Genomic DNA, 25137 nt, shown 5'->3' with positions numbered 1-25137 from the left:
TAACTGGGAATTCATAAAAAGTCTATCTATTGGAAGCTTTTAATATTAAGTGATTAGTGGTATTATTAAAGATATATTAACATTATCGGGGAGGTAAATATGGGAAATGATATAGTAAAACCATCAATATTACCTGGATTTATGGAATTGAATCCTCCGGACCAGATTCTATTTAACAGAATGATGGATACAATCAGAAAAAACTATGAGAAATTTGGATTTTTACCAATTGATACACCAGTTATTGAAAAATCAGAAGTTCTTCTCGCAAAAGGTGGGGGAGAGACTGAAAAACAGATTTACAAGGTTGTCAAAGGGAGCACTGATATGTCAATGAGATTTGACCTTACAGTACCATTGGCAAGGTATGTTGCACAACATTATTCAGAGTTAAATTTCCCTTATAGAAGATATCACATTGGAAAAGTATATAGAGGTGAAAGAAATCAAAAAGGAAGGTTCAGAGAGTTTTATCAAGCCGACATAGACATCATCGGAAACGGAAAACTTGATATAATAAACGATGCTGAAATACCAAGTGTTATATACTCTACTTTCAAGGATCTAGGCTTTGAGGAGTTTACCATTAGGATAAATAACAGAAAAATACTATCTGGTTTTTTCAATTCAATAGGTGTTGAAGATGCTCAAATAGTTTTACGCACTGTTGATAAACTTGAGAAGATTGGCATGGAAAAAATAGAAGAAGAGCTTGAGTCAAACGGTATAACACAAAAACAGGTAGAGTCAATCAAGAGATTTATTTCAATAGATGGCGATAATGATGAAATCCTGAAGTTGTTGGAAGAGCTAAGAATTGAAGATGATGTTTTCAAGGAAGGTCTGGATGAAATTGGTACTGTAATCAAGTACTTGAGATTATTTGGAGTTCCCGAATCAAATTTTGCAGTTGATTTAAGGATAGCCAGGGGCCTCGATTATTATACTGGAACAGTATATGAAACCTATTTGGATGAGTATCCAACAATAGGTAGTGTATGTTCAGGTGGAAGGTACGACGATCTGGCAACATATTATACAAAACAGAAGTTACCAGGTGTTGGGATTTCAATAGGACTGACGAGGTTGTTTTATCAGTTGATGGAAGCTGGAATAATTAATACCCAGGAGAGTTCACTGACAAAGGTTCTTGTTATACCTATGGAAGGATATATGGATGAGTCCATTAAACTGGCTGCTGACATGAGAAATAATGACATTTTCACTCAGATATACCTTGAAGAGACAAAATTAGGAAAGAAATTTGGTTATGCGGATAAGATGGGGATACCATATGTAATCGTCATTGGTGAAGAAGAAAAGAAAAGTGGCGAATATACACTTAGAGATATGAAGTCAGGTGAACAGAATAAGTACGACAAAGATGGTTTGATTGAGGTTTTGAAGTAGACCATCTGTGGTATAAACAATAATAACTTGACAATGGGGAACATAATTGTTAAAATTTATCTAATTAAATAGCAATGGCATAGATGGGAAGAGTAAGATAACTGTAATTGGCAGAGAGAGAGAACCAAGTCTGGAAGTTCTCTTCAAGGAAGTTTACTGAAGACCACCCCTGAGCCGTACCTGAGAAGGTAACCGCTATAAAGGCGTTATTTAAAATGAGTATAAATTAGGGTGGAACCACGGTCTTTCGTCCCTACAGCGATGTAGGTATGAAGGGCCTTATTTTTTTAAGGAGGGAAAAATATGATTAAGATTACTTTACCTGATGGTTCAGTAAGAGAGTACGAAAAAGGTGTAAAGGCATATGATATAACTGCTGATATTTCTGAAGGATTAGCAAGAGTGGCAATGGGAGCAGTTGTAAACGGAAAGACTATGGGAATGCAGGAATCCATCAATGAGGATGCAGACTTCAGGGTAGTGAAATTTGAAGACCTGGAAGGAAAAAAAATATTCTGGCATACTTCAGCTCATATAATGGCTCATGCAGTACAAAATTTATTCCCTGATGTGAAATTTGCAATTGGACCTGCAATAGATAATGGATTCTATTACGATTTTGATACAGATCACAGATTCACACCAGAAGATTTGGAAAAGATTGAAGAGGAAATGAAAAAGGTAGTTAAGGAAGGGCACGTTCTTGAAAGATTTGAAATGCCGAGAAATGATGCACTCAAGTTCTTTAAGGAGAGGGGCGAGGAATACAAGGTAGACCTTATAGAGAAATTGCCTGAAGATGAAATAATCTCCTTTTATAAACTTGGTGAGTTTACAGATCTTTGTGCAGGACCACATCTTTACGACACAAAGAAAGTAAAGGCCATTAAACTGATGAGCATTGCAGGAGCTTACTGGCGTGGTGATGAAAACAACAAGATGCTTCAAAGAATATATGGAACAACTTACGAAAAAAAGAAGGACCTTGAAGAGTATTTAAATAGATTGGAAGAAGCAAAGAAGAGAGACCATAGAAAACTGGGTAAAGAGCTTGATCTTTTCAGTATGCAAGATGAAGGACCAGGCTTCCCATTCTTCCATCCAAAAGGCATGATAATTAGAAACATACTGGAAAGCTTCTGGAGAGAAGAGCATACCAAAAGGGGATATGGTGAAATAAAAACTCCTCTGATTTTAAAGGAGCAACTTTGGCATCAGTCTGGCCACTGGGATCATTACAAGGAAAATATGTACTTTACTTCGATAGATGAAGGTGCTTATGCAATTAAACCTATGAACTGTCCAGGATCCATACTTGTCTACAAGTCCAGGATGTACAGCTACAGGGATCTTCCGTTGAGGTGGGGAGAGTTGGGTCTCGTGCATCGTCATGAGTTGTCAGGAGCGTTACACGGCCTCATGAGAGTAAGAAGCTTTACTCAGGATGATGCACATTTATACATGCTTCCATCACAGGTTAAGGATGAACTGAAAAAGACAATTGACCTTGCTGATTATATATATGATGTATTTGGATTCAAGTATAATATTGAACTTTCCACTAGACCAGAAAATTCAATGGGCACAGAGGAACAATGGAATCTCGCGACTGAAAGTTTAAGGGAAGCATTGGAAGAAAAGAATATTCCATTCAAAATCAACGAGGGTGATGGAGCATTCTACGGACCTAAAATAGATTTCCATCTTGAAGATGCAATAGGTAGAACTTGGCAATGTGGTACTATCCAGCTGGACTTCCAAATGCCTGAAAGATTTGACCTGACATATATTGACCAGGATAATGAGAAAAAGAGGCCTGTAATGGTACACAGAACCATTCTGGGAAGCATGGAAAGATTTATGGGCATTCTTATAGAACACTTTGCAGGTAAGTTCCCTGTATGGATTGCACCAGTTCAGGCAACAGTACTTCCAATATCAGATAAGTTCAATGATTATGCAAATGAAGTGGCAAGACTCCTTGAAGAAAAAGGAATTCGTGTGGAGGTTGATGAAAGAGCGGAGAAAATTGGTTACAAGATTCGTGAAGCTCAAATGCAGAAACTACCATATATGCTAATAGTTGGTGAAAAAGAGGTTGAGGATAGACTGGTTTCAGTAAGAAAGAGAGATCAGGGAGACATGGGCCAAATGGGTATAGAAGCATTTGTTGAACAGCTTATTGAGGAAATTGAGACGAAAGCCAAGTAATCCGGAGGTGCGCAATGGAGTTTAAAGAGACCATTAGGAATCTGGAGCCTGAGATTATCAAATCCATTCAGGAATCCATTAAAATAAAGTCTGTAGAAGAAACACCAGTTGAAGGCAAACCATTTGGTCAAGGACCTTATAACGCTTTGGTTTATATGCTGAAATTGGGTGAAAACATGGGATTCAAAACAAAGAATTTTGACGGTTATGCAGGTCATATTGACTTCGGTGATGGTGATGAAACAGTTGGCGTACTTGCTCATGTGGATGTCGTTCCAGAAGGAGATGGGTGGACCTATCCTCCGTTTGGAGGAGAGATTCACAACGGTAGAATCTATGGTAGAGGTACAATGGATGACAAAGGACCTGCAGTCATAGCACTGTATGCAATGAAGGCTTTAAAAGATATCGGTTTTGTACCTGACAGAAGAATCCGGCTTATCCTTGGAGCTAACGAGGAGAGTAGATGGGAGTGCATGAAACACTACTTTAAAAATGAAGAACCACCTACAATGGCTTTTACACCTGATGCTGATTTTCCTGTAATCCATGGCGAAAAGGGCATAATTGGTTTTGATTTTAAGTTTCCATACGCAGGGACAACAGGTTGTGATATTACACTTCTTGATATCAAAGGAGGAAATGCTACAAATATGGTTCCTGACAAAGCATGGTCAAAATTGAAGGTAGCAGACAAAGAACTATTCATATCGCAATATGATAAATATTTGGTCGGAAAAGATCATAAAATTTCCATTGAAGAGACTGAAGAAGGTTTTAATGTGACCGCATTAGGCATATCTGCCCATGGCAGTACTCCTGCCAAAGGTGAGAATGCAATAAGCTACCTCATAGGCTTTCTGGGATATATTTACTCAGGACAATGTCCTGTTTGTAGATTCATAAATTTTTACAATGAGAGAATTGCATTTAAGCACCACGGCGAAGATGTAGGATGTGGTCTGGAAGACGAGTTGTCTGGAAAATTGGATTTTAATCCTGGATTGATAAGCTATGACGGCAAAGATATAATACTGTCTGTCAATGTTAGATATCCAATAAGCAGCTCGGCTGAAGAAGTTTTCAGCGGGATAAGAGAAAGCATAAAAGAGACACCGATTGAACTGGTTGAAGGCTCAATTGACTCAAGACCTCTGTATGTTTCCAAGGATAACGAATTGGTCAAGACCTTGATGAAGGTTTATAGAGAACAGACTGGAGATATGGATTCAGAGCCTATAACAATTGGTGGTGGAACTTATGCCAGAGCAATGAAGAATGCTGTTGCCTTCGGACCAGTATTTCCTGGTCAAGAGGAATTAGCACATCAAAAGGATGAGCACATATCAATTGATAACATTATAAAGCTTACTGAAATATATGCTCATGCATTGTTTGAACTTGCAAAACATTAATGTTTGACAAACACTTGATGATGTCATATAATGATTAAGGAATTGAATATATAATTCAAGTAGAAGTTCCGCTTCTCACCTTATAGCTGCGGCTCATAGGGTTGACAAAGTTATCTTGTGCTTTTAAGGGCACAAGAGTTACCATGCGATGGTATTTAAGCGGACATTTCTATGTCCGCTTTTTTTAATGTATTTTTTTAAAACACAGGAGGTGTAGGATTATTAAAGAACTTCAAATCAACGAAGAGATAAGGGAAAGAGAAGTTAGGCTTATTGATGTGGATGGTAGTCAGCTAGGTGTAGTGCCACTTAAAAAGGCGATGGATATTGCTTTTGAGAGAAGACTTGATTTGGTAAATGTTGCTCCTACTGCAAAACCTGCAGTATGTAGAATAATGGATTACGGCAAATACAAGTATGAAATGGCCAAGAAAGAAAAAGAAGCCAGAAAGAATCAAAAGATTATCAACATAAAAGAAATAAGGTTAACACCCAATATCGAAACTCATGACTTGAATGTTAAAGCAACCCGAGCAATCGACTTTTTAAAAGATGGCGATAAGGTTAAGGTTTCAGTTAGGTTCAGAGGTAGAGAAATGGGCCATACTGAAATGGGAAGAGAAGTATTGGATGAATTCGCTCAACTGACAAGTGAAGTTGGGAAAATTGAAAAAGAAGCTAAGCTTGAGGGTAGAAACATGGTAATGTTCCTCATGCCCAAAGCAGACTAAGTTAGGAGGAATTGAACAATGGGAAAGATGAAAACACATAGAGGCTCAGCAAAGAGATTCAAGAGAACTGCTTCAGGACTTTTAAAGAGATTCAAAGCTTTTAAGAGTCATAAAACAGGTAAAAAATCACCTAAGAGAGTAAGAAATTTAAGAAAAGGTGCATACGTAAGCAAGGGAGACCAAAAAAGAATCGATTCAATGCTACCATAGTGTTGAGAAACTTATATAGGAGGCGTTTACAATGGCAAGAGTAAAAAGAGGCGTTAATGCCAAAAAAAGGCATAAAAAAGTATTAAAAGCTGCAAAAGGATATTATGGTGCAAAAAGCAAGATTTTCAGACCAGCTAACCAAGCTGTTATGAAGTCACTTAACTATGCTTTCATCGGCCGTAAACAAAGGAAGAGAGAGTTTAGAAAAATGTGGATTGCCAGAATCAATGCAGCTACAAGACAAAATGGCATGAGCTACAGCAAGTTCATAAACGGGCTTAAAAAATCAGGAATCGAAGTAAACAGAAAAATGCTTTCAGAAATGGCTATCCATGACTCAGAAGGATTTGCCAAACTGGTAGAAATAGCAAAGGAAGCATAAATGCAAAAGTTCCATTAGGAACTTTTTTTGCATTTATAGGCTGTCTATCTACTAATTTAATGGAGGACTGTCATGTCATACATAAAAGAAAAGTTGTATTTATTTGAACTAAATCCACCTAGAGTCCTTGCTATGGGATTTCTAGGATTGATTTTGATTGGTACATTATTATTGAACCTACCGATAGCTTCAGCTGATGGTGAAAGCATAGGGATGCTGGATGCTCTTTTTACTTCAGCATCGGCGGTTTGCGTTACAGGTTTGATTGTTGTCAACACAGCTGAGTATTGGTCCATGTTTGGTAAAGTAGTGATATTATTGCTGATTCAAATGGGTGGCCTTGGAATAATGACCATGGCTACAATGGTAGCTTTAATAATGGGTAAGAAAATTTCCCTAAAAGAAAGACTGATTATCAAGGAGCAGATGAATCAGAAAACCATGTCTGGTATGGTACGGCTTACTCTATACGTTATACTAATGACTTTCAGTATTGAAGCAGTAGGTGCAATACTTCTGTCATTTAAATTTGTACCTGAATATGGGATAGCAAAAGGCATTTGGTTTTCAATATTTCACTCCGTATCAGCCTTCTGTAATGCTGGATTTGATATAACTGGTAACAGTTTTATGTCTTACGCAGATTCACCATTAACCATTTTTACATTAAGTGTATTGATCATAATCGGAGGAACTGGGTTTGCAGTACTAAATGATATTTTTAGAGTAAGAAAATGGAAGCGATTCAGTTTACATTCAAAATTAGTTATTACAATGTCTGTAGTGCTATTACTTATAGGAACGATTTTCATTTTCATACTTGAATATTCAAATCCCTTAACTATTGGTGAAATGCCTCTTTGGGAAAAACTATCATCTGCGTTTTTTGCTTCTGTTGTTCCAAGAACTGCTGGATTTAACTCAATTGATACTGCAGCTTTAAGAGAAAGCAGCGTTTTTGTTACGATTATCCTTATGTTTATAGGTGGAGCTCCTGGATCTACTGCTGGTGGTGTTAAGACCGCTACGATTGGAGTTGTTCTTATGGCTACAATTAGCATAATAAGAGGTGACAAAGATATTGAGATGTACGAAAAAAGACTTAAACAGGAGACAATATTTAAGTCCCTTGCAATTGTAACAGTAGGTATGGGAATGATTGTATTAATATCTTTTTTACTAACTATTACAGAGAGCGGTACATTTATGGACCTTCTTTTTGAAGCAACATCGGCATTTGGAACCGTGGGATTGTCAAGAGGTGTTACTCCTGAGTTGTCAAAATTAGGAAAAATCATAATAATAGGTACAATGTATGCAGGAAGGGTTGGGCCACTTACAATGGCTTATGCAATAGGCTATAATAAAAAGCATAAGAGATACAGATATTCAGAAGGACATATATCAGTTGGATAGGAGGAAATCAGATGAAGTCTTTTGCAATAATTGGATGCGGTAGATTTGGTTCTGCAGTGGCAAAGACCCTGTATGAACTTGGGAATGAAGTATTGGCAATAGATGGGAATATGGACGTTATTGATAATATTTCTGGTTATGTTACTCATGCCATACAGGCTGATGTAATGGATGAGGGAGTGTTAATGGAACTTGGCCTCAGTAATTTTGATGTTGTAGTTGTAAGTATAGGAACTGATCTGCAAGCCTCAATAATGGCGACATTGATTGTTAAGGAGCTTGGTGTTGATAAGATAGTTGCAAAGGCCCAGTCAGAACTACATGGAAAAGTTCTAAAAAAAATCGGAGCTGATAAAGTAGTATTTCCAGAACGTGATATGGGAGTAAGGGTCGCACACAATCTGACATCAAAAAGTATTGTAGATTATATAGAACTTTCACCTGATTACAGTATTCTCGAGATTGAAGCTATTCCTAGATGGCATAACAAGACACTTGAAGAATTGAAGCTTAGAAACAAGTATCGTGTAACAATTATGGCTGTAAAAAGAGAGGAAGCGGTTACTGTTTCTCCTGGACCTAAATATCAGATCCAGAAAGGGGATATTTTAGTTGCACTGGGAGCAGCTGATGCTATAAATGTAATAGCTGAAGAAGCAGGTGAGTAATATGCAAAAAATCACTTCAAGTAATAATCCATTAATTAAGGAAATAAAATCATTGGAGAGAAGGAAAAATCGGTGGGATGGTTCTAAATTTATTATTGAAGGGATCAAATTGATTGAGGAAGCACTCGAAAGCAAAGCTTCTTTGCTGAGAATTATCCTTACAGATTCATTGAAGAATACCGAGCAAGGAGAAATGCTTTATAATAGAATAAAAAATTTAAATGAGATAGTCTACTTGCCTCAAACACTTTTTGACACTATTTCCAATGTGGAGAACTCCCAAGGAATAATTGGCATAGTAGCATTTAATCCCCTGGGCTTAGAGCTTCTTCCCAGTGATGGCCTTATTCTATATCTGGATGGACTCCAGGATCCTGGTAACATGGGGACCATAATAAGATCGGCGGATGCATTTGGTATTCGCGGAATAGTGATAGGTAATAAATGTGTAGACCCATACAATCCAAAAGTTGTAAGAGCTACAATGGGGTCAATATTTAGGGTCTCATTATACTTTGAAAAAAACCATGCTGGTTATTTTGAAGATATATTTAGGGAAAGAAGAATTATTGCCACTTCTCTTAAGGATGCAACTTCTCTAAATGATCTTAAATTCAGCTGCAAGGATGTTATAGTTGTAGGTAATGAGGGCAATGGAGTGTCGTTTGATATTATTGAAAGATCTGATGTTAGAGTTATTATACCTATGAAAGGAGATGCTGAATCCCTCAATGCGGGTGTTGCAGCATCGATTCTAATGTATGAGAGTAGTCGACAAATGATTAAATAGGTTGAGTTTTCGCCATTGTGGTGCTATAATTTAGTAAATAATCTGAAATATTAGATATAAATAAATTTGAAAGGAGTCCACTATGAAGGAGAGATTGGAAGCCTTGAGGGATGCTGCCTTCAAGGAGATACAGGATAATATAGATTTAAATGAACTTGAGGAATTACGAGTGAAGTTTCTAGGGAAAAAGGGAGAAATAACTAAAATTCTAAGAGATATGGGTAAGCTTTCAGCTGAAATGAGACCTGTGGTTGGACAGATGGCAAATGAGGTGAGGGCTGATCTTGAGAATAAAATCAATGAAACAAAAGAGATACTCAGAGAGAAGGCCAAAGAACAGAGGATTGCTTCTGAAACCATAGATATAACCGTTAAGACAAAAGAAATAAAAAGAGGTCACAGACATCCTCTTATTCAAACAGCGGAAGAGTTGGAAGATCTTTTTATATCAATGGGTTTTTCAGTTGTAACAGGACCAGAAATCGAAACTGTAGAGAATAACTTCGATGCACTGAACTCACCTGACAACCATCCTTCCAGAGACCTCTCAGATACATTTTATATAAATGACGAGTTGCTATTGAGAACTCATACATCACCCGTTCAGATAAGATCCATGAAGAAGTATGGTGCACCTTTAAGAATTGTATCAGCAGGAAGAACATTCCGTTTTGATGATGTTGATGATACTCATTCACCAATGTTTCATCAACTGGAGGGACTTGTTGTTGATGAGAATATTTCAATGGCAAATCTTATTCACACTTTGGATATATTCATAAAAGAGCTTTTTGGAGAAGATATGAAAACCAGATATCGTCCACATCATTTTCCTTTTACTGAGCCAAGTGCAGAGGTTGATGTGACTTGTATAAAGTGTAGAGGAGAAGGTTGTCCGGTGTGTAATTTCACAGGTTGGAGCATGGAACTTTTAGGTTGTGGAATGGTACATCCACAAGTGCTTGAGAACTGTGGAATTGATTCTGAAAAGTACACAGGATTTGCTTTTGGTATGGGAATTGATCGAATTACAATGGTCAAGTATGGAATTAATGATATTAGACTGCTGTTTGAAAATGACAATAGATTTCTTGAACAATTCTAGGGGGTATTGAGAGAATGTTATTACCAGTAAATTGGCTAAAAAACTATGTTGATCTGAATATCTCATCAAAAGAGATATCTGATGGATTGACCTATTCTGGATCACATGTAGAATCCATAACGAGCATGAATAAAGGTATTGAGAACGTAGTTGTTGGAAAAATTGAGAAGATTGAAATTCATCCAAACGCTGACAAACTATTGGTTTGCACGATTGATGCAGGAGATGGGATTTATAATGTAGTAACAGGAGCAAAAAACCTAAGAGAGGGGGATTATGTACCTGTAGCTCTGCCTGGAGCAACTCTTCCAGGAAATATTGATATTGGAACAACTGATTTCAGAGGAATTGAATCACAAGGAATGTTGTGTTCACTGAAAGAACTGGGATACACTGACAATGTGATACCCAAGGAAATGAAAGATGGAATATTTGTTTTTGACAAGGAATATCCTCTTGGAGACAATGTAGTTCCATTGATGCAATTGAATGATGATGTTATTGAGTTTGAAATAACACCAAATAGACCGGATTGCTTAAGCATATACGGCATGGCAAGAGAGGCATCTGCAACATTCAAGGGGAAATTACAGGAACCTGAAGTAAGTCTAGACAACGAAGTAGATGAGATTAATAGCTATACCAATGGTATTGAGGTTAAAACAGAGGCCTGTAGGAGATATTATTCCAGGGTTGTCAAGGACGTAGTGATAAAACCATCACCACTATGGATTCAAACTACTCTTATGAATGCAGGAGTTAGACCTGTAAATAATATGGTTGACATAACAAACTATGTAATGCTTGAACTTGGTGAGCCATTGCATGCATTCGATCTGGACAGACTGGGTGGCAGGAAAATCATAGTAAGACAGGCAGATAAAGGCGAAAAACTAACTACACTTGATGATGTGGAAAGAACTTTGGATGAAAATGATATAGTAATCGCAGATGAGAATATTGCAATCGGACTGGCAGGTATCATGGGAGGTCTCGATAGCGAAATTACAGCCAATACAAAAACGGTACTTCTTGAAGGTGCTAACTTCAGCCCAAGACATGTCAGGCTTACATCGAAAAAATTGGCGTTGAGATCTGAGGCATCCACAAGATTTGAGAAAGGAATTGACCCCAACCTATGCAGCCAGTCTGTTGAACGCGTTTGTGAGCTTATTGAGGAGACAGGAGCGGGTACAGTAGTAAATGGAGTAATTGACGTTAACCATACGAGTGCAAGTCTACACACAATTGTATTAAGACCTGAAAGAGCACGAAAACTTCTGGGTGTTGACATACCTGATGATGACATTGTAGATTATCTTGAAAGGTTACAATTCAAGACAACAAAAAAAGATGGCAGTATTGTAGCTGAAGTTCCATCATTTAGAGATGATGTAAAGGTTGAAGCTGATTTAATTGAGGAAGCAGGTAGATTATATGGATTCCACAATATTGAGAGCAAGCCTCTTACCGGTGCTCTTACAAGAGGTGAAAAACCTTACAACAAGCAAATTGAATCAAGAGTTAAGTCAATACTTCAGGGAATTGGTTATAATGAGGTTATGACATATTCATTTATCAGTCCCAAGGCTTATGACATGTTGAATTTACCTGAAGAGGCTCCTGAGCGAAAATACATCAGACTTATGAACCCACTAGGCGAAGATTACAGTACAATGCGTACAACTTTAATGTCAAATATGATGGATTTGCTTGGACGAAATGAAAACAAAGGTATTGACGAGGTACTTGCATATGAGATAGGTTATGCTTTCATTCCAAAATCATTGCCAGTAGTCGATTTACCGGATGAAAAGCAAGTACTGTCAATTGGTTTTTATGGTCAGAAGGATTTTTATTTTATGAAAGAGACTCTGGAAACAGTTTTTGAAAGACTTGGAGTTAAGAACCTTAGCTATGAAAGAGAAGAGGACAATCCTTCATTTCATCCTGGAAGGACTGCTATAGTTTATTCAGACGATGTGAAGTTAGGGATTTTTGGAGAAGTACACCCAGATGTTGCAAACAATTATGAATTAAAGAAAAGATCATATATTGCAACAATTGATTTTGACAAGATTGTAGAGCTGACTGACCTGGATATAAAATACAGACCTCTGCCAAAATATCCTTCTATGAGCAGAGATATTGCAGTGGTAGTTGATGAGGAAGTTATGGTTGGAGAAATAGAAAAGGTTATACGTTCACACGGGAAGAATCTTGTAGAGTCAATAGAACTCTTTGATATATATAGAGGTAATCAAGTTGAGAAAAATAAAAAAAGTGTTGCATTCTCAATAGTCTACAGATCATATGAAGGAACTTTAACTGATTCTGTCGTCAATGATATTCAGAATAAGATTATCGCAGACCTTGAGAGCAAATTTGACGCTAAACTTCGAAGCTAAAGGGTTGAGTGTTTCCATTTTTGAGAGTTGAAAGAGTATACTGTACTGTTTTGAGGAGGTTGGTTATGACAGAAAAAAGAAAAATCAATGTATTAATCGATGGTCGTAACTTTACAGTTGTAGGTGCCGAAAATGAGAGATATGTAAGAGAGCTGGCGGCTTATGTCGACAGCAGTATCAAAAAGATGTCAAGTAAAAATGAAAGGCTTAGTCCAACCATGGCGGCAACATTGACAGCATTTAATGTTGCGGATGAGCTTTTCAAACTTCAGGAGGAACACAAGGAACTTAGGAAGAAATCGAAAGAACCTCTTGAAAAATACGACTCTCTAAAGAAGGAAGTACAGGAAGCTAATGCCAAGATCAGGGAAATGGAATCAAAAAACCTGGAGTACCAAGACGAAGTAATCAAAACCAAGCTATCAAAAGAAGAATTATTTGGTGAAATCAATGAGTTAAGGGAAGGTATAAAAGAGAAGGACCAAGAGATACATAAGTGCCACACTGACCTAAAGGAATACAAAGATAAGCATTTTAAAACTCAGATGGAAATTGTGGAACTTAAGAAGCAACTTAAGGAAACACTTGAGCTTCTTGATGAGAATTGATCAGGAGGGGAATCTTTGAATAATAAATTGGAATTATTGGCTCCCGTTGGGAGTATGGAAGCCCTTGAAGCTGCCGTCATGAATGGTGCAGATGCGGTATACTTGGGTGGTAAGTTGTTCAATGCAAGGCAATATGCCTCCAACTTCGAATATGAAGAATTAATGGAGGCAGTTTCTTATGCTCATTTGAGAGGGGTATCAGTTTTTGTTACAGTGAATATTTTACTTGATGACAAAGAAATATCAGATGCTCTTGACTACGTGAAATATCTGTATGAAATTGGAATTGACGGAATAATAGTTCAGGATATTGGCTTTGCATCTAGTGTAAGAGAAATATTTCCAGAACTTCAGATTCATGCGAGTACTCAGATGACCATCAATAATCTTGAAGGTGCATTACATCTTGAGAAAATTGGATTTACAAGAGTTGTTCTTGCAAGAGAAGTACCATACAAAGAGATCTTAAGGATTAAAAAAAACAGTGATATAGAACTTGAGGTATTTATCCACGGTGCATTGTGTTTTTCCTATTCAGGGCAATGCCTAATGAGTAGCCTTATCGGGGGAAGAAGTGGAAACAGAGGAACATGCGCTCAGCCTTGCAGGATGGAGTATAACATGATTGATGCCAAGGGTAAAATTGCAGGCAATCTTGACAAAGGGCATTACCTAAGTACCAGGGACCTAAATACCTTGGATGAAATCGGTAAATTGATAAATGCAGGAGTAAAATCATTTAAGATTGAAGGAAGAATGAAAAGACCTGAATATGTTGCTACTGTAGTAAGTGCATACAGAAAGGTTATTGACTGTGGAAGTGACTCCTTGACACAAGGAGAAAGAGTCAATGTTGAACAGATTTTTAACAGGGAATTTACAAAAGGACATACTTTTGGTGATTTTGGAAATGACTTCGTTTCTGTTGAAAGGCCAGACAATAGAGGACGAGTAATAGGAAAAGTTATTGCATCAGATAAGAATAAGATACAGGTATTGTTATCTGAGAATGTTAATATAGGTGATGGACTAGAGTGGGATACTTATCACAAGGATCGATCAGGAACAAAAGCTCAATTCTCAGGGCAAAAAGGAGAGAAGATTTGGATTGGGAGAATCAAGGACCCTGCGCCAGAAGGATCACCTTTGAGAAAGACATCCAGTGCTGAACTATTGGAGAATGCTAAGAAATCATATATTAATAATGATAAAAACCTTCCATTATCCATGAAAATCAGGTTGAAAATCGGAGAGAAACCTATTCTTAATGTCGCTTTTATGGAATTTTCTGAAACGGCTACAGGGGATAATGTTGTCGAGACTGCTGAGAAGTCTCCAATTTCAGTTGAAAGAATTAGTGAACAGTTGGCAAAACTTGGGAATACGGTTTTCTCTATGGATAGTCTAGAAATAGATATGGATGATAATTCATTTATTACAGTTAAGGGAATTAATACTCTTAGAAGGAATGCAGTGGAGAGGCTTTCAGGAAAAGTAGTTTCAGGCTTTGAAAAAGAATCTATAATTGATTACAAGTATAAGAAAGCCAGTGCAATGAGTTTTAATAAACTACTCAAGGATAAGAAAATGTTGACTGTAAGGGTTAGTAGTCAAAAACAGTTTGACCAAATAAATCTTAAAAAAGTTGATAGAGTCTACCTTGGTTTCAATGAAAGTCTAAAGGATAATATAAATATTCTTAAGAATAATAATATTGAGGCATTCTACTGGTCGGATAAAATTCTATATAAAGATGACTTAGAAATACTTGAATCAACAATAAACACCAGTCTTACACTATTGGACGGAGTTTCTGCTTCAAATATTGGTACTGTAGAGTTTCTAAAGAACAAGTTTAGTTTAACGATACATGGAGATATTGGGCTGAATGTTTTCAACTCTTATACATTGGATTACTTCAGAAAAATTGGAGTAAATGGATTGACTCTTTCACCAGAGCTTAATCTGGGCCAGATAAGGGAGATTACAGATAGGACGGGTGGAGGTGTAGAAGCAATAGTATATGGATATTTGCCTGTTATGATATCTAGAAATTGTCCGATGGCATATCTTAAAGGATGTAAGGATGATAGTGGCTGTAAGAGATGTTCATATGCTAATGGATATATGCTTAAGGATCGAATGAACAAGAATTTCAGAATGGTTAGAGGAGAAGGATTTACAACAATCTTTAACTCAGTACCTGTTATGGTATTGGACAGACTTGAAGAAGTATCAAGAGCAGGTATTACATCCTTTAGGCTGGACTTTACCTTTGAAGATGATGTCAGGGGCATTCAAGAGCTTTACTATGATTATCTTAATGGTATAATTGACAAGAATACAGTAGTAAATTTTGTGAATGATTATAAGGCCAAGACTGAAGTGACAAATGGACATTTTTTTAGAGGTGTCCTTTAACGAGGTGATTTTTTGAATCATAAAAGCTTAAACGTACTTGAATTTTATAAAATCAGGGAGATGCTTATAGAAAAAGCAGAATCGACTCCTGGGAAAAGCATTGCTAAAGATCTTATGCCCTCAACGGATTCAAATGAAGTCAAATTCTCACAGAGCGAGACTCAGGAGGCATTGACCCTGCTTATGAAAAGAGGGAATCCTCCACTTTTTGGCATTTATAAAGTAAGGGATGATGTCAAGCGTGCGGAACTCGGGGGTATGTTACATCCCGGAGCTCTATTAAGAATAGGTGAAGGTCTAAGAGTTTCCAGAGCACTTAAGAATTACATGAGAGACACAAGAGAAGAGACAGTAGAAAACTACAAGATTATTGGAGATATGATTCAAAATCTTGGTGTGTTTAAAGATCTTGAGAATTCAATCAGTAATGCAATAATAAGTGAAGATGAGATTTCGGATAATGCCAGTACCACTTTAAGAAATATCAGAAGACAGATTCGCGGAAAGAATGATGGAATTAAGGACAAATTGAACAGTATAATCAATTCTTCAACACATAGAAAATTTCTTCAGGATGCAATTGTCACAATGCGAGAAGGAAGGTATGTTATACCAGTTAAGCAGGAAAATCGAGGCAGTGTGCCAGGATTGGTTCACGATGTTTCCTCAAGTGGAGCTACTGCTTTCATTGAACCTATGGCTGTTGTGGAGTTGAACAACCAGCTAAAGGAACTTGAAATCAAGGAAAGAGAAGAAATTGAAAGAATCCTTATGGAGCTGACAGGGATGGTTGGTGAAGATGCAGAAGGAATAAGGAGCAATGAGTTGTTGCTTTCCAGACTTGATTTTGTGTTCGCAAAAGGAAAACTTGCTTTGACAATGAATGCAACTAAACCTGTATTTAACGAGAATGGGTATCTCAACATTAAAAAAGGTAGACATCCTTTACTTGGAAAAGATGTTGTTCCAATCGATGTATATCTAGGGGATCAATTTAACACTTTAATAATTACAGGACCTAACACCGGAGGAAAAACTGTAACTTTAAAGACAGTTGGTCTTTTCACTCTCATGGGACAAAGTGGTCTTCATATTCCAGCAGACTTTAATTCTGAATTGTCATTGTTCAAGAAGGTTTTTGCAGATATTGGAGACGAACAAAGCATTGAACAAAGTCTTTCAACATTCTCATCTCATATGACCAATATAGTTGATATTCTAGATGAGGTAAATGAAAGCAGTCTTGTTCTTTTTGATGAACTGGGAGCTGGAACTGACCCAACTGAGGGTGCTGCACTTGCCATGTCAATTCTTGATCATCTCAGAACCATGGGAATAAGAACCTTGGCAACTACTCATTACAGTCAGCTAAAGATTTATGCATTGACAACAGACTACGTAAGAAATGCATCCGTTGAATTTGATGTAGAAACGTTAAGCCCCACCTATAAGCTTCTAATAGGGGTTCCGGGTAAATCAAATGCATTTGAAATTTCCAAGAGATTGGGACTACAAGATTATATCGTAGATAGGGCCAGAGAATTACTTACAAAGGAAAATATTGAGTTTGAAGATGTACTTCAGGCAATGGATAGAGACAGAAAAATAGCTGAAGAGAATAAGACTGAAGCTGAAAGATTAAAACTTGACATACAAAAGTTAAGGGAACAGCTGCAGAATGAAAAGGGAAAGACTGAAGAATTGCGTGAAAAGATTTTGCAAAGGGCCAAAGAGGAAGCAAGGCAGATTGTAAGAAACGCTAAAGATAATGCGGATCTGATAATAGATGAATTAAAAAGCATATCCAGTGAAATTGACAGAGATAAAGGTCGAAGACTCCAGGAAGCCCAGGACATGCTTCGGAAGGAAATTAGAGAAAAAGAAGCTCAAGCGAGTACGGGGATTAAAGAGATAAAATCAAAGAAACCTCCCATGAACCTTAAAGCAGGTGAAACTGTAGAAGTACTTTCTTTAAACCAGCAGGGAACAGTTGTTACTCCTCCTGATGATAAAGGTAATGTTGAAGTGCAGATTGGAATAATGAAGGTAAATGTATCTCTCTCTACTCTGAGAAGAGCAGAAGGCAATGAGCAGACTACATCGATGGAGAAGAGCAAATCTGTTAATACCAGAAAAACCAAGGCTATCAAGTCGGAGTTGGACCTGAGAGGTAGAAACATTGAAGAAGGTACCTTTGAGCTAGACAAGTATTTGGATGATGCATTTATATCTGGACTTAAGGAAGTTTATATAATTCACGGCAAAGGAACCGGTGCCCTAAGGGATGGTGTGAAATCCTATTTAAAAAATCACAGACTAGTCAAATCCCAGAGGTTAGGAAAGTATGGAGAAGGCGGCGACGGAGTAACTGTGGTAGAATTGAAAAACAGTTGATTACGATATTTAATGGGAGGAATAAATATGATTAGTTTCAAGAACGTGGTAGTGGAATTACTAGATGAAAAAGTCGAAAGTTTAAGTCAGGATGAGATTGAAAGTCTTATTGAAACACCGCCATCTTATGATATGGGTGATTATGCATTTCCAACTTTCAGGCTAGCTAAGGAATACAGAAAATCACCTAATGCAATCGCAGAAGAACTGGCAGCTAGTATCAGTGAGAATAAGTTTTTCGAAAAAGTTCAGAATCAAGGACCATATGTGAATTTTTTTATAAACAGAGCAAAACTTGCTGAAGATGTTATTTCAGAGATTATGGATCAAAAAGAAAAATATGGTTCGTCAGATATGGGAGAAGGTAAGAAGGTTATTGTGGAGTTTTCTTCTCCGAATATCGCAAAACCATTTCACATTGGTCACATTAGAACCACAGTAATAGGCAATTCTCTTGCAAAGATATATGAATTTTTAGGATTTGATACAATTACAATCAACCATCTAGGAGATTATGGGACTCAATTTGGAATGCTTATCTCAGCTTACAAAAAGTGGGGAGATCGTAAAGTAATTGAAGAGAATCCAATCTCTGAGCTTTTAAAGCTCTATGTAAGATTTAACGATGAAGCAGAAGATAAACCTGAACTTAAGGATGAAGCCAGATATTGGTTTAAAGCACTTGAAAACAAGAATCCAGAGGCTATGGAATTATGGCAGTGGATCAGAGAAATAAGTCTTAAGGAGTTTAACAGAGTATATGACATGTTAAATATTAAGTTTGATTCCTACGCAGGTGAAAGCTTTTATTCAGACAAAATGCCAACAGTTCTGGAAGAAATGAAGGAAAAGGGTATTGTCAAGGAATCAGAAGGAGCATTGATTGTTGATCTGGAAGAATACGGAATGCCACCTGCTCTAATTATGAAAAAAGACGGCTCAACTCTTTACACAACAAGAGATATTGCAGCAGCACTCTATAGAAAAAAACATTACGACTTTCATAAAAACCTGTATGTCGTTGCATCTCAACAGAATTTACATTTCAAAGCTTGGATTAAGATTGTTGAACTGATGGGTCACGAGTGGGCAAAGGATTGTATTCACATACCATTCGGAATGGTGAGCTTGGAAGATGGAACCTTGTCAACAAGAAAGGGAAGGGTTGTATTCCTTGAGGATGTTTTAAACAAGGCTATTGAAAGTACTAAGAATATAATTGAAGAAAGAAACCCAAATCTTGAAAATAAGGAACTTGTTGCCAAGCAAGTGGGAATTGGAGCAATTCTATTCCAGGAATTGTTTAATCAAAGAATAAAAGACTATACATTTAATTGGGATAGGACTCTTAGCTTTGAGGGAGAAACAGGACCCTATGTACAATACACACATGCAAGAGCTAACTCATTGCTTGAAAAAGGAAATTTTGATCTTGAAGATAAAATTAACCTTGAAAAGCTAACGAGTGATGACGAAACAAATATAATTCGAATGCTATATGACTTTCCAAACATTGTGGTGGATGCCATGGAGAAGAATGAACCATTCTATATAACTAGACAAATTGTAGAAATTGCAAAAGCTTTCAATACATTCTATAACAGCACTCAGATTATAACAGATGATGAGGAAGCAAAGAAAGCACGACTCGCATTGGTGTATTCTACCAAGACTGTAATTAAAACAGGTCTTGGATTGTTGGGCATAGACGCTCCTAACAAGATGTAATAATAAAAAAAAGAAGAGACCTTATCAAAATGATAAGGTCTCTTCTTTCAAGTAATCAAGGAACTGATCTTGTGAAAGTTCAGCAAGTGAGGATAGTTCTATCAGAATATTTTCTCTTAACTGAAGAAAATCATCGATATTGTTGGCCTTGCCAGTGTATTCAAGAGCTTCTATTATTAGTAACATATCATCCTTTGACATTTCTTGAATTGATATTTTGTCGAAATCAAAGTGCTTCATTTTATGTCCCCTTTCATTAGTTCTAATATACATTCTAGTACTTTTCAAAGAATTATTCAATAGAATTAATCCTAATAATTATTGGCCTTACTGTGATTTTTAGGGTAAAATAATAATGGTGACCAGAACAGAAAGGGAGATTATAATGTCAGTTATACTAACAACGCTGAATTCTAAATTCATACACTCAAACTTGGCCTTAAGATATTTGAGGGAGTATGTCAAGGATATAGAGGATATTCAAATTGAAGAATACACAATTAATCAGAACCTTGGAGATATAGCTTCAAAGATTTATGAACTAAAGCCTAAATTGGTAGGATTTTCAACATATATTTGGAATATTGATGAGACTCTTGAAATATGCGAAAGATTAAAGCTTGTAAGCCCACAGACAAAGATATTGTTGGGAGGACCGGAGGTTTCATATGACATGGAGGAACTTCTTACTAGTCATCCATACATAGACTATATAGTCTATGGAGAAGGTGAGGAGACTTTTAGGGAACTGCTAATTAAGAAAAATCTGGAAAGTATAGAAGGTCTCGCATTCAGAGAAGGCGACAAGATACTAATCAATTCTCCCAGGACGTTGATAAAAGACATAAACAGCATCCCTTCTCCATATGAGTCCATAGGGGATGAATTCAAAAATAAAATAGTATATTATGAAAGTTCGAGGGGGTGCCCTTTTAACTGTGCATTTTGTCTATCATCAACCATAAGGGGCGTAAGGTACATGAACCTTGACAGAGTAAAGAGAGATTTGGACAATCTTATTGATGTCGGGGTTAAACAGGTTAAGTTTGTAGACCGTACCTTCAATGCAAACAAGGATTTTTCCCAGGCCATTATGAGTCATATCATCGAAAGAAATCCTGTTGGAATAAATTTTCATTTTGAAGTAACAGCCCATCTGATTGACAATGAACAACTAGAATTTTTCAAGGATATCAAGGAAGGGTTGTTTCAGTTTGAAATAGGTGTTCAGTCAACAAATCCGAAGACGATAGAAGCTATTGGTAGAAATACAGATTTTGAAAGACTTGCCAAGGTTACTAGGACAATCAGACAAAGTAAAAATATTCATCAGCATTTGGACCTGATCGCCGGACTTCCGTATGAAGATTATCATAGATTTGGCGTATCTTTTGATCATATATTCCAACTTAGACCTGAAAAGATTCAGCTCGGGTTTTTGAAATTGTTAAAAGGTTCTGCTCTTAGAAACCTGAGGGAAGAATATGGATATGGACTAATTGACAAAGCTCCTTATGAAGTTATGAAATCCAAGTGGATTAGTTACGATGATGTTATAGCATTAAAAGGAATTGAGGAGTTGGTAGAAAAATATTATAACGAAGAATACTTTAAGCACAGCATTGAGTATATTCTTCAAAATCAATTTCCAAGTCCGTTTAGATTTTTTGAGGATCTAATGAAATTCTGGAAAGAGCAAGGTTTGTATGACCTATCACATAGCAAGGATCGCCTTTATGAGATTTTAATGGACTATTACAAGAAACAGTCTTATGATCAATTTGAAATTTTCATTGAATTACTTGCATTTGATTATCTTCAGAACAATAAGGGGAAACCATTGCCAGAATACTTCAATATTGGAAATGGTTTTGATATGACCAGGAGCCATGAGTTGTTGAAGTCAAAAGCATTATTATCAGAGATTTTGCCCGAATATATGGACATAACAACAAAAAAACTATTAAAGAAAGTAAAAATTCAAGAATTTAAACATGATCTATATGAAATTATTAACAGTGGGTATAGGAAAAAAAGCAATAAACAAAAAACTTTAGTTTTGTTCAACTACAAAGATGGAGTTTTGGAAAGATGTAAAACTTATAATATTTCTAGCTATGCGGAGGAGTTGACTGAATGAATGTAATTAGTGATATTTTACTTGTAAACAAGGAGATTTTATCAAAATCCAAGAATACGTTGACAAGAAACCCAGAGGTATTGTTAATGGGCGTAGTGTATTCAATACTGAGTTTGGTGGCAGGAATTGTAGTTTTTAATCTATTGTCTGGTCTTGGATTCTTGTTGGGTATTATTTACGCACTAATTGAGAGTGCAATAATTTCCAGCTATTTATTTGTACTGCATAATGTAGTTGTTTATAACAGGTTCAGGTGGAAAGACATAAAATATGGTTTCACTTATTTTATTAGGAAAGTATACGGAGTTCTTTTCATCTTCTATCTTGTAAACTTAGTATTGAATTTATTATCAAGCATCATTGGAACATTTGCAGTTGCAATTATACTAATTATTGGGATCGCAGCATTAGTAGTTTTAAATCCATTGCCTGAATCATTATATATCAAGGAAAGAGATTCACTTCAAACCATCTTGTATTGTATTGAATTTATGAAAGAAAACTGGTTGAACTGGATACTACCCAACGGATTATTTATGATTATTCTTTACTTTGTTACAGGTGGGATATTCAATGGTGGTCTTAATCCATTTAGAGGGTTGTCTTTCAGCAGTTCTATTCTATCAATAATAATGTATCTTTTGGGAAGTGTTTTTCTTTCAGCAGTAATGATATACAGAGGGCATCTGTTTAAACTGCTTAGCACAACTACATTAAGGAAAAGAATGTTTATGAGAAAGCTTTAAAGGAGGAATCATATGTCAGTAGGAGAAAAATATTTCAGAGATAAAACAGAGTCTGTGAGCTTTGTACAACTTAAAGATGAGAGAGACTTTACAATTCATGGGTTTGATTTGGATCAATCCATACCATTGCCGGTGGTAACTGAGAAACTTTTAAGTGAGTTAAGCAAGGTAGACAGTGAACAAGGAATTACATTGGAAAGAGTTATTGAAGGGATACTTTATCTAATGGGAGCTGACCAGCACTTTAAATACCATGATTACTACAGTCGGATTCTCGAAGCATATAATCCCGATATTGAAAAGGAATTGTTCAAGAGAGCAATTTTAGCATTTGAAAATGATGATTATACAGAAAGTGGTCTTTTTTTCAGAGCATACAACAATATGTATGGTAGCAAAGAAGGTATGCTTTATTATGCTATGGTTCTTGAAGCTATGGGCAAAAAAAGAATTGAAGAAGAAAAAATTGATGAGGGTAATGAGTTCCTGGAGGAGTCAACAGCAATACTTGAAGAATTACTGGACGAAGATAGAGAATACTATCCTGCATATTATAAACTGGGATATCACTATAAGTTCTATGAACAGTATGTAAAAGCTAAACTAACCTGGGATAAGGTTTTAATCTATGATCCAGACGAGAATAGAAGACAAGAAATACGACAAGAACTTGATTTGATTGACTCAGATTACAGAGTAGAACTTGGGTTGACATATATGAATAATATGAACTATGAAAAGTCCATAGAAGTGTTATCCAAACTTATGCCTAAACACAGTAAAAACTGGTATGCTAACTACCTTCTAGGAATGGCGTATAGGGGATATGGCGACAACCAGATGGCTATGGATTATTTTTATGCTGCCATGGATAGTGATCCAACAGTAGCTGAAGTTTATAATGAGCTTGGAATATCATATTTCAATGATAATGATATAGAAAAAGCGATAGATATTTTTACAGAAGGTATAGAGGCTGGCATTCACGATGACTATAGACTCTTTTTTAACAGAGGACTTGGCTATCTTAACCTTGGAGAAATAGACAAGGGATATGATGATGTATACAAGGCACATAAGCTGGATCCAGAAGATGAAAATGTAAAGGCTCAGTTGAATGCAATTGATAGATTCAAAAAGGAACAATAAACGAGGAGGAATATATATGATAGAGAGATTACAGGATCTTTTATCTGTAAAAGGAGAGAAAATGAGACTTGCTGTAGTAGCATGCCAGGATGAAGATGTGTTGGAGGCTGTTGTAGAAAGCTCTAGACTTGGAATAAGTGAGCCAGTTCTTATAGGGTCCAAGAGAGAAACCGAGGATATTGCTGAAAGACTCAACTTAGATATATCAGGATTTGAGTTTATAGATGAGACTGATATTTCAGCAGCGGCTGAAATCGGAGTGAGAATGGTAAGTGAAGGAAAAGCCGACTTCATAATGAAAGGGTTGGTTGATACTTCCATATTGCTAAAAGCTGTTTTGAATAAAGATTGGGGGCTAAGAACTGATAGCCTTTTAAGTCATGTAATGGTATACGATGTAGAAACATATCACAAACTACTTTATCTAACAGATGGAGGTATGAATTTAAATCCATCTCTGGATGAGAAAAAGAAAATTATTGATAACAGCGTCACCGTAGCCAAAGCTATGGGTTGCCTTAATGTTAAAGTAGCTGCTTTGGCAGCAAAGGAAAAAGTAAACCCAAAGATGCAGGCAACTGTTGATGCAGATGAACTTAAAAAGATGTCCAAAGCAGGTTTGTTTGGGGATGATGTAATTGTCGAAGGTCCTCTGGCACTGGATCTGGCAGTTTCAAAAGAAGCTGCAAAGATTAAAAAGATAGACAATCTAGTGGTGGGTAATGCTGATATATTGCTTGTTCCAAACATCGAGATGGGCAATGGAATCGGTAAGGCAATAACATACTTAGCAAATGGTAAATCAGCAGGTATAATCATGGGGGCAAAAGCTCCGGTTGTTTTGGTATCAAGGGCAGATGATAAAGATACCAAGTTATTCTCAATTGCACTTGGAAACATGATATCACGATATACTAACAAAATGGCTTAAAAATGACATTTGTCAACAATGTATCTGTTTTAAATACTATAAATTGGTTGTAAAAAACCGTTGACTTTATACTCGAAAGATGGTAATATTTAAAAAGTCAGCAAAACAAATAAATGAAGCACTCAAAAAACTTCAAAAAAGATGTTGACGCAGGATTAGTATACATGGTATACTAATCAAGTCGCCTCGAGAGAGGACGACAATGAACCTAGATAACTAAACAGTTGTGAGAACTTTGAATAAACCAAGAATCAATTTTTTAAAAACAAATAAT

At 36.5% G+C, this 25137-nt stretch carries 20 protein-coding genes; 19 read left to right on the top strand and 1 reads right to left on the bottom strand.

The features are described 5' to 3' along the window. The first annotated feature begins 99 nt into the window (after positions 1 to 99). The 15 genes from hisS (at position 100) to argS (ending at position 19897) form a co-directional block, all read left to right on the top strand. The gene (gene hisS, locus ACOEN1_RS11205; RefSeq protein WP_422486992.1) at positions 100 to 1410 is read left to right on the top strand and encodes a histidine--tRNA ligase; all 1311 of its coding nucleotides are present in this window, start codon (positions 100 to 102) and stop codon (positions 1408 to 1410) included. 303 nt (positions 1411 to 1713) lie between these two features. Continuing rightward, positions 1714 to 3621, top strand: a complete 1908-nt coding sequence (gene thrS, locus ACOEN1_RS11200; RefSeq protein ID WP_422486991.1) for a threonine--tRNA ligase — start codon at positions 1714 to 1716, stop codon at positions 3619 to 3621. Between the two features lie 14 nt (positions 3622 to 3635). After that, positions 3636 to 5036: a dipeptidase PepV gene (gene pepV, locus ACOEN1_RS11195; protein ID WP_422486990.1), complete on the top strand. Its 1401-nt coding sequence runs from the start codon at positions 3636 to 3638 to the stop codon at positions 5034 to 5036. A 191-nt stretch (positions 5037 to 5227) separates the two neighbouring features. Continuing rightward, positions 5228 to 5767 carry a translation initiation factor IF-3 gene (gene infC / locus ACOEN1_RS11190; RefSeq protein WP_422486994.1) on the top strand — a complete coding sequence of 180 codons (540 nt, stop codon included), beginning with the start codon at positions 5228 to 5230 and terminating at the stop codon, positions 5765 to 5767. Positions 5768 to 5785: 18 nt separating this feature from the next. Beyond that, positions 5786 to 5977: a 50S ribosomal protein L35 gene (rpmI, locus tag ACOEN1_RS11185; RefSeq protein WP_422486989.1), complete on the top strand. Its 192-nt coding sequence runs from the start codon at positions 5786 to 5788 to the stop codon at positions 5975 to 5977. A 31-nt stretch (positions 5978 to 6008) separates the two neighbouring features. Continuing rightward, complete coding sequence (rplT, locus tag ACOEN1_RS11180; protein WP_422486988.1) at positions 6009 to 6359, top strand: 50S ribosomal protein L20; 351 nt, start codon at positions 6009 to 6011, stop codon at positions 6357 to 6359. A 72-nt stretch (positions 6360 to 6431) separates the two neighbouring features. Next, positions 6432 to 7775 (top strand): TrkH family potassium uptake protein, encoded by a 1344-nt coding sequence (locus ACOEN1_RS11175; protein WP_422486987.1) that lies wholly within the window; start codon positions 6432 to 6434, stop codon positions 7773 to 7775. 11 nt (positions 7776 to 7786) lie between these two features. After that, entirely contained in the window at positions 7787 to 8443 is a 657-nt protein-coding gene (locus tag ACOEN1_RS11170) for a potassium channel family protein (protein ID WP_422486986.1), read from the top strand. 1 nt (position 8444) lies between these two features. After that, positions 8445 to 9233 (top strand): TrmH family RNA methyltransferase, encoded by a 789-nt coding sequence (locus ACOEN1_RS11165; RefSeq protein ID WP_422486993.1) that lies wholly within the window; start codon positions 8445 to 8447, stop codon positions 9231 to 9233. Between the two features lie 82 nt (positions 9234 to 9315). Continuing rightward, positions 9316 to 10338, top strand: coding sequence for a phenylalanine--tRNA ligase subunit alpha (pheS, locus tag ACOEN1_RS11160; protein WP_422486985.1), 1023 nt, complete (start codon positions 9316 to 9318; stop codon positions 10336 to 10338). A 14-nt stretch (positions 10339 to 10352) separates the two neighbouring features. After that, positions 10353 to 12746: a phenylalanine--tRNA ligase subunit beta gene (pheT, locus tag ACOEN1_RS11155; RefSeq protein WP_422486984.1), complete on the top strand. Its 2394-nt coding sequence runs from the start codon at positions 10353 to 10355 to the stop codon at positions 12744 to 12746. A gap of 65 nt (positions 12747 to 12811) precedes the next feature. After that, the gene (gene zapA, locus ACOEN1_RS11150) at positions 12812 to 13354 is read left to right on the top strand and encodes a cell division protein ZapA (RefSeq protein WP_422486983.1); all 543 of its coding nucleotides are present in this window, start codon (positions 12812 to 12814) and stop codon (positions 13352 to 13354) included. 15 nt (positions 13355 to 13369) lie between these two features. Beyond that, the gene (locus tag ACOEN1_RS11145) at positions 13370 to 15775 is read left to right on the top strand and encodes a DUF3656 domain-containing U32 family peptidase (RefSeq protein WP_422486982.1); all 2406 of its coding nucleotides are present in this window, start codon (positions 13370 to 13372) and stop codon (positions 15773 to 15775) included. 12 nt (positions 15776 to 15787) lie between these two features. Next, positions 15788 to 18169, top strand: coding sequence for an endonuclease MutS2 (locus ACOEN1_RS11140; RefSeq protein WP_422486981.1), 2382 nt, complete (start codon positions 15788 to 15790; stop codon positions 18167 to 18169). A gap of 27 nt (positions 18170 to 18196) precedes the next feature. Beyond that, the gene (gene argS / locus ACOEN1_RS11135) at positions 18197 to 19897 is read left to right on the top strand and encodes an arginine--tRNA ligase (protein WP_422486980.1); all 1701 of its coding nucleotides are present in this window, start codon (positions 18197 to 18199) and stop codon (positions 19895 to 19897) included. A 24-nt stretch (positions 19898 to 19921) separates the two neighbouring features. Here the strand turns inward: argS and ACOEN1_RS11130 are convergent, their stop codons facing one another. Continuing rightward, on the bottom strand, positions 19922 to 20137 hold the full coding sequence (locus ACOEN1_RS11130; RefSeq protein ID WP_422486979.1) for a hypothetical protein: 216 nt from the start codon (positions 20135 to 20137) through the stop codon (positions 19922 to 19924). 145 nt (positions 20138 to 20282) lie between these two features. On the opposite strand from ACOEN1_RS11130, the gene ACOEN1_RS11125 reads away from it, so the two are divergent. Genes ACOEN1_RS11125 through ACOEN1_RS11110 form a run of 4 tightly spaced genes read left to right on the top strand, consistent with a single transcriptional unit; the run spans position 20283 to position 24863 of the window. After that, positions 20283 to 22037: a B12-binding domain-containing radical SAM protein gene (locus ACOEN1_RS11125; protein ID WP_422486978.1), complete on the top strand. Its 1755-nt coding sequence runs from the start codon at positions 20283 to 20285 to the stop codon at positions 22035 to 22037. Continuing rightward, a complete protein-coding gene (locus tag ACOEN1_RS11120) occupies positions 22034 to 22783 on the top strand; it encodes a hypothetical protein (RefSeq protein ID WP_422486977.1) in 750 nt (249 codons plus the stop codon). The genes ACOEN1_RS11125 and ACOEN1_RS11120 overlap by 4 nt, the downstream gene beginning before the upstream one ends. Positions 22784 to 22795: 12 nt before the next feature. Beyond that, a complete protein-coding gene (locus ACOEN1_RS11115; protein ID WP_422486976.1) occupies positions 22796 to 23932 on the top strand; it encodes a tetratricopeptide repeat protein in 1137 nt (378 codons plus the stop codon). A gap of 16 nt (positions 23933 to 23948) precedes the next feature. Continuing rightward, positions 23949 to 24863 (top strand): bifunctional enoyl-CoA hydratase/phosphate acetyltransferase, encoded by a 915-nt coding sequence (locus ACOEN1_RS11110; RefSeq protein WP_422486975.1) that lies wholly within the window; start codon positions 23949 to 23951, stop codon positions 24861 to 24863. Positions 24864 to 25137: the final 274 nt, after the last annotated feature.

It is taken from the genome of Gudongella sp. DL1XJH-153, assembly GCF_049310905.1.
Classification (GTDB): Bacteria; Bacillota; Clostridia; order Tissierellales; family Tissierellaceae; genus Gudongella.
This window is presented reverse-complemented; position numbering and strand designations above follow the sequence as displayed.